13 protein-coding genes are annotated in these 13722 nt (G+C 47.1%); 2 read left to right on the plus strand and 11 right to left on the minus strand.

Annotation, left to right across the window (positions count from 1 at the left end; all coding sequences use genetic code 11):
* Nucleotides 1-18: 18 nt before the first annotated feature.
* Nucleotides 19-2505, minus strand: a complete 2487-nt coding sequence (gene nirB / locus NIASO_RS15210) for a nitrite reductase large subunit NirB (protein WP_008587278.1) — start codon at nt 2503-2505, stop codon at nt 19-21.
* A 194-nt stretch (nt 2506-2699) separates the two neighbouring features.
* Between nirB and cobA the strand changes: the two genes are divergently transcribed.
* Both cobA and NIASO_RS15220 read left to right on the plus strand, forming a co-directional pair.
* Nucleotides 2700-3470 carry a uroporphyrinogen-III C-methyltransferase gene (cobA, locus tag NIASO_RS15215; protein WP_008587280.1) on the plus strand — a complete coding sequence of 257 codons (771 nt, stop codon included), beginning with the start codon at nt 2700-2702 and terminating at the stop codon, nt 3468-3470.
* Nucleotides 3471-3532: 62 nt separating this feature from the next.
* Nucleotides 3533-4036: an RICIN domain-containing protein gene (locus NIASO_RS15220; RefSeq protein WP_008587282.1), complete on the plus strand. Its 504-nt coding sequence runs from the start codon at nt 3533-3535 to the stop codon at nt 4034-4036.
* Nucleotides 4037-4079: 43 nt separating this feature from the next.
* On the opposite strand, the gene moaCB is transcribed toward NIASO_RS15220, so the two are convergent.
* The 10 genes from moaCB to fdhD all read right to left on the minus strand — a co-directional run bounded on the left by moaCB (nt 4080) and on the right by fdhD (nt 13715).
* Nucleotides 4080-4994 (minus strand): bifunctional molybdenum cofactor biosynthesis protein MoaC/MoaB, encoded by a 915-nt coding sequence (gene moaCB, locus NIASO_RS15225; RefSeq protein WP_008587284.1) that lies wholly within the window; start codon nt 4992-4994, stop codon nt 4080-4082.
* A 4-nt stretch (nt 4995-4998) separates the two neighbouring features.
* Nucleotides 4999-5442, minus strand: a complete 444-nt coding sequence (locus NIASO_RS15230; RefSeq protein ID WP_008587285.1) for a molybdenum cofactor biosynthesis protein MoaE — start codon at nt 5440-5442, stop codon at nt 4999-5001.
* Complete coding sequence (locus tag NIASO_RS15235; protein WP_008587287.1) at nt 5439-6557, minus strand: HesA/MoeB/ThiF family protein; 1119 nt, start codon at nt 6555-6557, stop codon at nt 5439-5441. Before NIASO_RS15235 ends, NIASO_RS15230 begins: the two co-directional genes overlap by 4 nt.
* Before the next feature lie 3 nt (nt 6558-6560).
* Complete coding sequence (locus NIASO_RS15240; RefSeq protein WP_008587289.1) at nt 6561-6791, minus strand: MoaD/ThiS family protein; 231 nt, start codon at nt 6789-6791, stop codon at nt 6561-6563.
* Between the two features lie 3 nt (nt 6792-6794).
* Nucleotides 6795-7205, minus strand: coding sequence for a hypothetical protein (locus NIASO_RS15245; protein WP_008587291.1), 411 nt, complete (start codon nt 7203-7205; stop codon nt 6795-6797).
* A gap of 109 nt (nt 7206-7314) precedes the next feature.
* The gene (locus NIASO_RS15250; RefSeq protein WP_008587293.1) at nt 7315-8043 is read right to left on the minus strand and encodes a sulfite exporter TauE/SafE family protein; all 729 of its coding nucleotides are present in this window, start codon (nt 8041-8043) and stop codon (nt 7315-7317) included.
* Nucleotides 8044-8138: 95 nt separating this feature from the next.
* Nucleotides 8139-9320, minus strand: coding sequence for a molybdopterin molybdotransferase MoeA (locus tag NIASO_RS15255; protein WP_008587295.1), 1182 nt, complete (start codon nt 9318-9320; stop codon nt 8139-8141).
* 9 nt (nt 9321-9329) lie between these two features.
* Nucleotides 9330-10307, minus strand: coding sequence for a GTP 3',8-cyclase MoaA (gene moaA / locus NIASO_RS15260; protein ID WP_008587297.1), 978 nt, complete (start codon nt 10305-10307; stop codon nt 9330-9332).
* Nucleotides 10308-10362: 55 nt separating this feature from the next.
* Complete coding sequence (locus NIASO_RS15265; RefSeq protein WP_008587299.1) at nt 10363-12711, minus strand: FdhF/YdeP family oxidoreductase; 2349 nt, start codon at nt 12709-12711, stop codon at nt 10363-10365.
* A 119-nt stretch (nt 12712-12830) separates the two neighbouring features.
* On the minus strand, nt 12831-13715 hold the full coding sequence (fdhD, locus tag NIASO_RS15270; protein WP_008587301.1) for a formate dehydrogenase accessory sulfurtransferase FdhD: 885 nt from the start codon (nt 13713-13715) through the stop codon (nt 12831-12833).
* Nucleotides 13716-13722: the final 7 nt, after the last annotated feature.

Here is a 13722-nt window from a genome sequence, read left to right on the forward strand (position 1 = left end):
TAAACTATTTAAGGGTGATTACCATGCGGCGGCTTTTTTCTGTTCGCGCAGCGTTTCAAAACTGATGGTAGGATCTTTTGTCTCCGGTGCATTGATAAAATGTGTGAAGCGTTTTCTTAACTCGGGCGTTTCAACTGCTTGCTTCCATTCGCATTCATAGTGGTCTACCAGGAACTGCATTTCCGTTTCCAATTCAGCGGCAATGCCCAGGCTGTCGTGCAGCACTACATTGCGCAGGTAGTCGATGCCGCCCTCCATCTTGTTCAGCCAGGTAGCGGTACGGGTAAGCGGGTCCGCGGTTTTTATATAGAACATTAAAAAACGGTCGATATATTTAATGCAGGTAGCTGAATCTACATCGGAGGCCAGCAATAACGCGTGCTGCGGCTTGGAACCGCCGTTGCCACATACAAAAAGGTTCCAGCCTTTTTCGGTGGCAATGATCCCAAAATCTTTCGACTGGGCTTCTGCGCATTCACGGATACAGCCGGACACGGCGGATTTGATCTTATGCGGGGCTCTTAACCCTTTGTATCGATTTTCAATTTCGATGGCGAAACTTACACTATCGTGCAACCCAAAGCGGCACCAGGTGGAGCCCACACAGCTCTTTACCGTGCGCAACGCCTTCCCGTAAGCATGACCGCTTTCAAAACCGGCGGCGATCAGCTCCTCCCAGATTGCGGGCAGATCGTTGAGGTGCGCGCCAAAGAGGTCGATGCGCTGTCCGCCCGTGATCTTGGTGTACAGGTTGTATTTTTTGGCCACCTGGCCGATCGCGATCAGTTTATCCGGGGTGATCTCTCCACCCGGTACGCGGGGCACTACCGAATAGGTGCCGCCTTTCTGGATATTGGCCAAAAAGCGATCATTGGTATCCTGTGAAGTAGCATTCTCCTTTTTTATGATGAGGTCATTCCACAAGCTGGCCAGGATGGAACTTACGGCCGGGCGGCAGACTTCGCAGCCATCGCCGCTGCCAAGGGTATCCAGCACTTCGTCGAAACTATGCAGGTTCTTTAGTTTTGCAAGATCATAAAGTTCCTGGCGGGAATAATTAAAGTGCTCGCAAATAACATTACGAACAATTTTACCTTGTTTTTTTAATGTTGCTGTAATAATATCTTTCACCATCGGTGTACAACCACCACATCCGCTGCCGGCACCGGTGCATTTTTTCACTGCATCAAAAGATTCGTTCCCCTCGTTGACTGCCTCTGAAATAGCCAGTTTAGTTACTCCCTCACAACTGCAGATCAAGGCGGCATCGGGCAACTCAAAATTGCTTTCGGTTCCGCTGTCTTTGCCAGGCTTTACAATAAGATCTACCGGTGAAGGGGGGATGGCCAGTTTGTTTACGCAGATCTGTTGTAGCTGGTTATAGGCTTCGGCATCACCTACCAGTACGCCGCCCAGCAGGGTTTTGCCGTCATTGGAAACATTGATGCGTTTATAAACGCTGTTGTGATTATCATGGTAAATGATGGAGCGGGCGTCTTCATCTGCAATAAAAGGATCACCAAAACTGGCCACATCAATACCGATCAGCTTGAGCTTGGTGCTCATGTCAAACCCGGTAAAGGTTTTTGCGCCGCCGGTCAGTTTGTTTACTACTACTTCGGCCATATCATAGCCGGGCGCTACCAATCCGTAGACCATTCCTTCGTAAACGGCACACTCGCCAATAGCGTAAACCGATGGATCATTGGTTTGCATGTGCTCATTAACAATGACGCCGCCCCGGTGGCCCGTATGCAACCCGCATTTTTTTGCCAGCTCATCGCGGGGCTTAATACCCGCAGAGATCACCAGCATATCGGTACTTAAGAGGGTGCCATCCGCAAACATTAACCCGGTGATCGTTTCATTACCCAGTATTACGGCTGTATTTTTAGTAGTGTGGGTGGTAATGCCCAGGGCTTTTAATTTCTGTGAAAGGATATAAGAGCCGCCCTCATCGATCTGCCGCGGCATCAGGCGGGGCGCAAACTCTACCACATGGGTGTCTTTAATGCCCAGGTCCAGACAGGCTTTAGCGGCTTCCAGTCCCAGGAGGCCGCCACCGATCACGACTGCAGATTTAGCCACTTTAGCATGCCGCCAGATCAGGTTCAGGTCTTCAATAGTACGGTATACAAACACCCCCTGCTTATCCACCCCGGAAATGGAGGGTACAAATGCAGCCGACCCCGTGGCCAGCACCAGCCAGTCGTAAGAAAGCCGTCTGCCTTCAAAAGAGGTGATCGTTTTGTTGCTGCGGTCAATGTCTGTAACGGGATCGCCCAGGTGCAGGGTAATGCCATTTTCGGGATACCAGCTCATAGGCTTCATACAAAGATCCTGTACCGTTTTGCCTGCAAAATATTCGCTAAGATGCACCCGGTCATAAGCCGGCAGGGTTTCCTCTCCGAATACCGTGAGTTCCAGTTGTTCCGGCTTTTTAGCGATTAATTTCTCGCAAAATTTTTGGCCCACCATGCCATTTCCAATAACAATCACCTTCATAAAATATAATTTTTAGTTATTGATCAGGCAAGAATATTTATATTAAAATATAATAAATATGATATTTACACTGTATAAAACGAAATAAAATAGATTATTATTATTTAATTATCATAAAAATAAGAGTTAAATTCAAAATAAAGCATAATTTTGATTGTAAAATATAATATATTTATTATAATAATATATAAATTATGTCAAAACTGATCCTGGTAGGAGCTGGACCTGGCGATCCGGAGCTGATCACTTTAAAAGCGATTAAGGCCCTGGCGTCGGCTGATGTGGTGCTTTATGATGCGTTGGCAAATGATGCCCTGCTGCTTTATGCAAAAAAAGCGGCAGTGATGGAGTTTGTAGGCAAGCGCTTTGGCTGTCATGCCCTGAGCCAGTCGGAGATCAATGACCTGATCATCGGGATGGGCAGGCAATACGACACAATTGTGCGTTTAAAAGGTGGTGATCCCTTCGTGTTCGGGAGAGCCCAGGAAGAAATAGAAGCGGCAACCGCGGCCGCTATGGAAGTTACCATAGTACCCGGTATTTCCAGCGCGCTGGCGGTGCCTGCTTCACAAATGATCCCGGTTACCTGCAGGGGCGTAAATGAAAGTTTTTGGGTGGTTACCGGCACTACCTTATCCGGCGAATTGTCGAAGGATGTGGAGCTGGCGGCCCAATCATCCGCTACCGTAGTATTATTAATGGCGATGAGCAAACTGGAGCAGATCGCTGATCTGTTTATGCGCTACGGAAAGGCGGAAACCCCGGTGGCGATTATCCAAAACGGAACGCTTCCCAACGCGGCAAGGGTAACCGGCAGCATAAAAGATATTGCTTACCGGGCACAACATGCAGGACTGGCCAATCCGGCCATTATTATCATTGGGGAAGTGGTGCGGCTGAACCGGGAGGTTGCAGAGAGAAAGATCATTGAACAGGTGGAGCAGCTTTTCATTGACGGAAAATAGCTCTATTTTTGGGGTGATGCAGGATCTGGTGACTTGTAGCGTATACCCCATAAATACAAAAAATGAAAAAACTGATTATTGTTTCCTTTTGTTTGATCATTGGTGTTTTGGCCGTTGCACAACCGGTTATTAAGGGAACCTTCGCGATCAAAAATGTGCATACCGGGATGGTGCTGCGTATAAAAGATGCCAATGCGAAAGACGGAACTCCGATCGTGGCCTATTCTCCCGTTAACTGGAAATGCGTTACCTGGGATTTTAAACATATCGAAGGAAATACCTACCAATTAAAAAACCTTTTCAGCGGAAAAACATTACAATCTGCCGATCCGGAGGTCAAAGAGGGCGCTGCATTACAGGAGCAGCCGTTAAGCGACAATGCCCTGCAACGCTATGAGTTTATTCCAGCGGATAAAAATAGTTATCTCATAAAGCTGAAGGGAAAGGAATTGTATTTAACACCGGCAGATAAAGACGGAACCGTCAATTCGAAGATTATTTTTGCAAAAAAGGACGGCAGTAAATTGCAATACTGGACCATTCAAGAGCAGCATCCTACGATGTAGCGGATTATTTGTCATTACGGTACCGTGCGATTTTCTGGTCAGATCACTGATCATGCCGGCCACCTTTGGCCACTTTAAACAGGTGCAATACCTGGGGGAAAAGGGCATCCATTGTTTCGGCGGCACCTTTGGTAGAGCCGGGAAGCGTAAGCACCAATGTATGGTTGATAAATCCCGCCACTCCCCGTGAAAGCATGGCATAAGGCGTGCGCTGCTGTCCATAGCCCCGCGCAGCTTCCATAATACCCGGGATCGTCCGGGTTAACAACGGCGATATAGCCTCCGGTGTTATATCCCTCGGCGAAAGTCCGGTGCCACCGGTAAATAAAAGCAACTGAATGCCTTTTTTCGCATAGTCCTTTGCGCATTGTTGTATACGATCAAAATCATCCGGGATGACCTCATAATCAACAGGTCCCACCTCCAATTGCTTTAACTTCTCTACGATTACCTTTCCGCTGCTGTCTTCTTTTTTACCGGCAAAAACAGAATCAGAGCAAACGATCACCGCGGTATAGATCATTCCTGAAGGAGCGTCATTAAAATCGGTTTTGCCCCCCTTTTTTGTTTCCAGCTTAATAGACCCTATAGTAATCGCTTTATCGATGGGCTTAAGCATGTCATACATTGTCAGTGCTGTAATAGAAGCCCCATGCATCGCTTCTACCTCCACGCCGGTTTTATAAATAGTATGCACTTCTACCTGTATGTGAATATTAAGTCCATCGATATTATAATGGATCGACGCAAATTCTATCGGCAATGGATGACAGTCGGGAATAACATCACTGGTCTTTTTTACAGCCAACAACCCCGCTGCACGGGAAAACTCAAACACATCACCCTTAGGGACGGTCCTGTTCCCGATGGCCTGGATCGTTTCAAGGCGGGAGACAGTAAGCGTTGCAACGGCAACCGCCTTTCTGAGCGTATTGGATTTATGCGTGATATTTACCATTTACTTATTGATTTTGTTTCCATTGATGCGTGTCGTCGTCAAACAGCTCTTTCCCCCAAATGGGCAACTCTTTTTTTATACGCTCCACCGCTTCGCCACAGGCTGCAATAGCCGCTGCGCGGTGTTTTGAGGAGGTAAATACAAATAAACAAATTTCCCCTGCAGCCACATAACCCAGGCTGTGATGAACATGCATGCAGGTAAGCTCGTATTTTTTAAAAAGAGCTTCCCTGATCTCGTGCAGGGTCGTTAATGCCAGCTCTTCATATGCGGTGTATTCAATAGCAGTTACGACTTTCTGATCGATCACATCACTCCTTACCTGCCCCAGGAAAATACTATGGGCACCAATAGTTATTTTGGTGCTGTGCTTTTGAATACTTTCAGCAATGAATGCTGCGGCAATGGCTCCTGGGGTAAAAATATTTTTGATCGTATGGGTGCTCATGTGTTCTTTATTTTCTGTTGATCCAGCCAGGCGAGAATACCGCCTTTGAGACTACGGATCCGGTATGTTGCATTAAATTTTTTTGTTAACTGATGAACCGCCCGCATGCTGCGCTGGCCCGACTGGCAAAATACGACAACTTCTTTTTCACTAAGAGCCAATAAGCCTTCAATACCCGACATAGGCACCGACTGAGGTTGAAATGCCGTGAGCAGGGGGGGCTCACCGGGTTCCCGTACATCAATCACCAGTATTTTTCCCGCTGCCAACAATTCGTCAAATTCGGCAGGCGTTACTTCCTGTGAAGCAGGGCAGGCGGGTGCATAATGCTTTTGCAGAAAAGCGGCTTCATCCGCCGGTATCAGCTCCCTGGTTTCCGGCTGCGGCTCCATTTCCATTTCATGAAACTGCTGGCAGAGGAAACTATAATTCAATATACGGTTCACCAGTAAAACACCGATGCCCGTTATCCATTTTATCGCTTCAGCCGCCATCATACTCCCGATGATTGCAGGGAGCACCCCCAACACGCCCGCTTCATTGCAATTAGGCACCAAAAATGGCGCTGGCGGTTCGGGAAACAGGTCCCGGTAATTAGCGCTGCGTTTGCCTCCGGAACTAAGAACATTCCAGACAGCCACCTGCCCCTCGTACTGTGATACCGCTCCGTAGATAAGTGGTTTGTCTAACAAAACACAGGCATCATTCACCAGGTATCTGGTTTCAAAATTATCAGACCCGTCAATAATTATATCGTATTCGTGAAGTATGCAAAGGGCATTTGCGGATGTCAACCTTTCATTGTAGACTGTGATCCGGACCATCGGATTTAACTTTTTCAGATGGTCCGCGGCGCAAATCACTTTGGGTTTTCCGATATCGTCAGCATTATAAAGTACCTGGCGGTGCAAATTGGAAAGCGCAACTACATCATCATCAATAATACCAATGCATCCAACCCCTGCCGCTGCCAGGTATTGCAGTACCGGACATCCAAGACCACCGGCGCCGATGACCAATGCACGGGCATCAAGCAACCGCTGCTGTGCCGCCTCGCCAAAGTCTTTTAAGATCAATTGGCGCTGATACCGTTCATATACCTCTTTTTCAAACATAGTTTATCCTCCCGAGTAGGGTGGCAGCAATGCCACCGTGCACCCATCGTGCAAAACAGTATTACTGTGAATAATTTTTTTGTCAACCGCAACGGCATATTTGAGGTCTTTTAGTAAAGGATATTGCCGTTGTAATTTTTCTTTGAGCGCGTCCGTATCGGCTACAAGATCGGCACGGCCTGCTGCCCCGGCAATTTCCGAAAGTGATCCAAAAAAAAGTAGCTGTATCGCCATATGCTAAATATGTTTAATAATGATCTTTTTTAGCCCTTTTACATAGCGTCTTCCGGTAGCACGGTCGGTAGGAGAGATCAATGCGATGCGGTCATTCATTTGTTCCAGCTCCTGTCCATCGTGTTGGGTAATGAGCAGTACCTGATCGCCGGTCGATGTATTGAACAATTCATTCCAGGAAAACACTACCGTATAATCGTCCGAAGCCACACAAGCAATATAATACCGGCTCAACTCCTTTGGACCTGGACTGGTGATCGTTATCTTACTTAAAATTTCTTTTAATAAAACGCCTTTTACTTTGTGTAATGCCAATTTCCGTACCATCAGGTGGTTGTAAACAGGAATACTATCAACAAATGAAACCGGGTATTTTTTCAGGTCCGCCCCGGTAAGCACCAATGATCGCTTCATAGCTCCTTCTATTGTTATCCTATATGTTGGCACCATCCGCTTCTGAGCGTTGCAACCCAGTGTTGTATAAAAAAGAACAAATAAAAAATAGAATTTCATACGCTATTACTTATACAAAAACGAGCTTGATTGCCGCTACCGCCAGGGCAACCGATAAAATATATTTTAATGTGGATTGCCCAAACTTAACCGCGCCAAAGTAAGCCCCGCAAAGGCCGCCTACAAAAGCAACAGCAATATATCCATACATAGCTGCTGTAATATGTATGCCTATCGTCAATTGCCCCGCCAGCCCGGATATAGAGTTCACAAAAATAAATAATGCGCTGATTGCCGCCGCCTGTTTCATATTGGCCCAGCGTAACAATAATAAAACGGGCGACAACAGGATTCCTCCGCCAATGCCGATCAATCCGGAAAAAAATCCTATAGCCGCGCCGATCACCAGGGCTAATGGTGTATTGGGCTTCTTCTGTTCGGTTATCTGCACATTGCTAAAACACAGGAACCGTATTACAGAAATGACCAGCAGTATTCCCAGTATGCGTTTGTAAATACCCGGATCAATGGTGATCATACCGCCCAGGAAGGCCAGTGGAAAAGAGGTGATGATAAACGGAAGAAACAACTTCCATCTGAAATGACCACCCCGGTAATATTGTATAAATGACGTGAGCGATACAAAAAGATTCAATATTAAAGCGGTGGGCTTCATCGTTTCCGGTGCTATTCCCCAAAGAGCCATTAACGCCAGGTAGCCGCTGGCGCCGCCATGTCCTACAGAAGCATATAAAAAAGCGATGCTGAAGAGTAAGAAATAAAAAAGCTCTGTATTCATTCTCGTTTAAAAATTACCTATTAAAAACAGATTGCCGGGAAAAACATATACTTACCGATTTTCTGTCTTGCTGCAAACGCCAGCCGGGGTACTCCCTAAGACGGCAATAAGTGAACTTCAACCAATGCCCCTTCTTCAAATTCATACTGGTCTTCATCCAAAACAATAAGACAATTGGCTGTTGCGAAAGACCGCAGCCGGTACGACTCCTGCGCATCTAAAGACAGCGCCGTATTGCCGTCGTAGTATCCCTTCAGAAAATGAGTCAGGGGGTGCGCTTTGCTGATGCGTTCCTTAGCCGGCACCCTAACACTTTGTAAAGACAGGGGCCGGCCCGTCTGCCCGCTAATGGCCGGCAGCACATACTCATAAAAACAGGTAAGCGCTGATGCGGGGTTGCCCGGCAGGCCAAACACAAGCCGGCTTTCTTTCTTTCCAAAAAATAAGGGTTTGCCGGGGCGCTGCTTTATTTTATGAAAGAGTGTATTTACGCTACACGCTTTCGCGGCCTCCGGCACAAAATCAAAATCGCCTACGCTTACACCTCCTGTCAGTAATACCAGATTGCTTTTTTCCAGAGCATCCTGCAGCAGCTCCGTGACCTGATCCAGTGTATCATCGGCAAACAATACTTCAACTTTTGTAATGCCGGCTTTCGATAATGCCGCCTTCAACGCATAGCTGTTGGACTCATAAACCTGGCCGTAAGTTAATGGCTGACCTGGCGGACGAAGCTCTTTCCCCGTAATGATAATGGAAACGACGGGATCGGGGTATACCGGTACTTCCTGAAACCCGATAGCAGCCAAAAACCCGATGGCAGCAGGAGTGAGCAGTGTTCCTTTATCCAAAGCGGGCTGTCCGGACTGTATTTCAGAACCCGGGGGTCTTACATTGGCCCCAGGTTTTAACAACGGGTCTTCAATACTTAACCGGTTCTCCTGCACTTTTGCTTTTTCCTGCATGACAACTGTATCGGCTCCCTCCGGAACAGCGGCCCCGGTAAAGATCCGGGCAGCCTGCCCCGGTTGTAATAGCAACTCCTTCCCGCTTCCGGCCTGTATTGTAGTCATAATCGTTAAAGCAGCACCATTTGTATCCTCATAAGCAAAAGCATAGCCGTCCATAGCCGATTGTGGAAAAGCCGGAATGTTCTCTGATGCAACAAGCGCTGCCGCCAGTACCTTTCCGGCAGCATCTTTAAGATCGAGCACAACCGGAGGTAAGCGTGTTGCGTTTAAATAAATACTGTTCTTTGCTTCGTTAACTGAGATCATATTAAAAGGTTATCCACCAATAGCGATCATACTTCTGTTATGTAATGCTTCGGCCTCCAGTTGATGAAAATCATCGAACTGACCACCTAATGCCTTTGCTTTTTTATAAATGCTTTGCTCAATGAGCGGTACAAGAGCCTCGCCGTTACGTAACGGTGTTAAAAGATCTGTTTCGGATTGAGAGAATAAGCAATTCTTCAGCTTCCCGTCCGCTGTCAGCCGGATGCGGTTGCAATCGCTGCAAAACGGGGCGCTCATTGTAGTGATCACCGAAAAACTGCCGGTATGCCCGGGTACCTGGTAGGCTTTAGCCGTTTCATGTTTTGTGTGCGGCAATTCATTAAATACAAATCGTGTTGAAACAGCATCCAGGATATCTTTCCAGGTAACCACTTTGTTCCCGTTCCAGCGGTTCCCGTCAAAAGGCATGAACTCTATAAACCGAACATGTACCGGCTCTGTTTTTGTCCATGCCACAAAATCGTTCACCTCCTGTTCATTAACCCCTTTAATAATCACTACATTTATTTTCACCTTCATATTGCTGCTCAGCATCAGCCGGATATTATTCATCACCCTGTTAAAGCTGTTCCGGCGCGTGATCATCCGGAATTTATCGGCATCCAGCGTATCCAGGCTGATATTGACCGAAGAAACGCCAGATTGCTGCAAGGCATCAGCAAAAACATCCAGCAAAGCACCATTAGTGGTTAATGTAAGCGCAGCGGGCAACTGCCCCAGGGATTTAATAATAGTTCCGGCATCTTTCCGAACCAATGGTTCGCCGCCGGTGAGCCGTATCTTATTCACTCCCAATTGCACAAAGGTTTGAGCAATGCGAACGATCTCATCCGCCTGCATAAGGCGTTGTGGCGGGGTAAAACTATCATACCCCTCCGGCATGCAATACAGGCAACGGAAATTACAATGGTCCGTTAAGGAAATGCGCAGGTAATTGTGCACCCGGTTATGTTGGTCAATAAGCATGGTTTATTTTACATAAATTTTTTATCGATCATAAATAGCTTACACCGCTTCATCCTCACAATTGATTGATCCGTTTATATATTTCAGGGTCGTGTTTTTTTATCCTGATCTTTACATATTTTGATGCCGGCATATTACTTTCCTTTACCACATTATTGACAGAAACAAGCACATTGGTTTCGGGAAAATAGGTAACGGTGTTCCGCTCCGGTATCTGGTACGCTACAATAATGAATAGTGGCGCGATACGTTCGATGCCATCATCATAATTGAACAGGTCTACCTTATCGCCGGCTTTAAATCCTGCCAGATCAATATCCTTTTGATTCATAAAGATCACCCGCCGCTCATTCTTTATCCCCCGGTACCGGTCGTCTAAACCATAAATAGTAGTATTGAACTGATCATGCGTGCGCGTGGTGGCCATCATATATTCATCCGGAGCGAGCGTATTGTCTGGAACCGTAGTTAAGGTAAAAGGAGCACGATCACCAAATTGCTTTGTAAGGAACTGCCCGTCCCGTGCGGCATTGGGCAGGTAAAAACCATCTTTTTGCCGCACCCGCACATTGTAATTTTCAAACCCGGGGATGCATTTTTCAATAGCATCCCTAACAGCATCATAGCTATCATGATATAGCTGCCAGTTCACCACAGTTTTGTTACCGAGCGTTGCCATCGCCATGCGGCAGGCGATCTGCGTTTCATTAATAAGATGATCTGATACCGGTTTCAGCACCCCTTTTGAGGATTGTACCACGCCCATTGAATTCTCCGTGCTTACGATCTGGTGGGTGCCATTTACCCTATCAATATCGCTGCGCGAGAGGGTGGGTAGTATGATCGCCTCTTTCCCGTGGATCAGGTGGCTCCTGTTTAGTTTGGTAGAAACAAAAACGGTCAGATTTAATTTTCTCAACGCCTGTGCGGTGTAGGTGGTGTCCGGCGTGGCCGACAAAAAATTTCCCCCCATGCAAAAAAGGAATTTTACTTTTCCCTCCTGCATGGCTTTAATAGCCCGTACCACGTCATACCCGTGTTTGCGCGGCGGGTTGAACCCAAAAAAGTGTTGCAGCCGGTCGAGCTGCTCATCGGTGGGTTTTTCATCTATGAGCATGGTACGGTTACCCTGTACATTGCTATGGCCCCGCACCGGACAAACGCCAGCGCCGGGTTTGCCGATGCTTCCTTTCAACAACAGCAGGTTGAGGATCTCTTTGATCATATCCACCCCATTGGGTTGTTGCGTAAGCCCCATTCCCCAGCATACGATAATCCGTTTTTTAAATGCCATCATTTGCGCTGCTTCATACAATAAAGCCGCTGAAACACCAGAAGCGGTTGCCAGCTCCTCCAGGTTATACGCTTCAAATTGCTTAAGGAACACTTCGTACCCCGTAGTCTTTTCTCCGATGAATGCATGATCGAGAACCTCTCCCGGCGATTTCTTTTCAAAATCGAGCAGCAACAACTCAAGGGCCTTTAGCAAGGCCATATCCCCATTGATCTTCACCGGCAGGTATAAATCAGCCAGCTTTATGCCATTACCAATGATGCCACTTATTTGCTGAGGGTTATGAAAACCCAACAATCCTGCTTCGGGCAGGGGGTTGATGGCTATGATCTTAGCCCCGTTCTTTTTCCCTTTTTCCAGTGCGCTCATCATCCGGGGTGCATTGGTACCGGGGTTTTGCCCGATGATTATGATCACATCGGTATCATAAAAATCTTCCAGCTTTACCGTGCCCTTTCCGATCCCGATCGTAGGGCGCAAGGCCGTACCGGAGGTTTCGTGGCACATATTGGAACAATCGGGCATATTATTGGTGCCATATTCTTTTGCAAAGAGTTGATACATAAACGAAGCTTCGTTGCTCGTTCTTCCGGAAGTATAAAACGCCGCTTCATCAGGCGTAGCTAATGCATTGAGGTGCGCCGCAATTTTTTTGAAAGCATCGTCCCAACTGATCGGCTGATAGTGCGTGCCATTTTGCGGCATATACATAGGTTCCGTCAGCCGGCCCATTTTACCAATGGAGTAATCATCCAGTTGGGCAAGATCATAAACCGAGTTTTCTTTAAAAAACTCCGCGGTGATCTTTTTGGTAGTGGCTTCTTCCGCCAATGCTTTTGCTCCGTTTTCGCAATACTCACCCAGGGGAGACCGCTCGTCATCCGGATCGGGCCAGGCACAGCTCGGGCAATCGAAACCACCCACCTGGTTCATTTTAAACAAGGCCCTTGTGCCCCGTATCAATGTCTTCTCTCCAATAAGGTCACTAACGGCGGCCATTACTGCGGGCACTCCGGCAGCCCATTTTTCCACCTTTGTCAATTTCAGGTCCAGGAGTTTGTATGGATTCTCCGGATCGGGTAGGTGCTTGTTATTACTATCTTTTTCCATGAAATACGTTTATAATCATTACGATGAATTTATTTCCCGCAGATTTTCGCGGATAATGATCTGCGCAAATCTGCGTGTATTTTATCTGCGCAGAATCTGCGGGAAATCAAAGACCCGTTTTACCGGTTACTAACTTCTTCTGCCACCGGCATCTTTACCCTTTCACTCAAATGATAAATATTAAAACGGCTCTCTTTCAAAAACCCTAAAAGCGTAATATCAAATTCTTTTGCAAGGTCCACCGCCAGGCTTGACGGAGCTCCGATAGCAGCCACTACTGCAATGCCGGCCATGGCGGCTTTCTGGATCAATTCAAAACTTGCCCTTCCGCTGAGCAATAAAATATGTTGGCTCAGTGGCAACAGATCACTTATCAATGCACTGCCGATCAGTTTATCCAATGCATTATGCCGGCCCACATCTTCGCGCAGCAACAGCAACTCCCCATCAATAGTAAAAAGGCCCGAAGCATGGATACCCCCGGTAGCAGCAAAGCCGCTCTGAGCCGCTCTAAGCTTTCCCGGTAATTGATACAGTGTGTCCGGCACAAGTGTTAAGTAAGACCGGTCTGATTTGCTAAAAGGACTTACTGTTTTAATCGATTGGATGGAACTTTTTCCGCATACACCACAACTGGAAGTGGTATAAAAATTCCGGTCGGACTGCTGCAGTTGCGGTATACAATTTTCATTGAGCGCTACTTGTATTATATGCTGACCGGGCAGTGAACGTTCCATTCCCTCTTGATCAGGATCTTCTATATCCCGGCGGGAACCAATGATCCCTTCGGTAAATAAAAACCCCGCCGCCAGTTCCCGATCATTTCCCGGTGTGCGCATCGTAACAGAAATATTTTTCTGTTCCCGCATTGCCAACGGGCCATAGCTGATGCTGATCTCCAATGGCTCTTCTACGGACAACAGGTCTGAAAATAATGAACTGACGGAACCGTTTACGCGCTGCACCGGCACTTGTTTCGCGGAAGCTGATTGTAGACCCTCCATTCCCTGT

It is taken from the genome of Niabella soli DSM 19437 (genome assembly GCF_000243115.2).
Classification (GTDB): Bacteria; Bacteroidota; Bacteroidia; order Chitinophagales; family Chitinophagaceae; genus Niabella; species Niabella soli.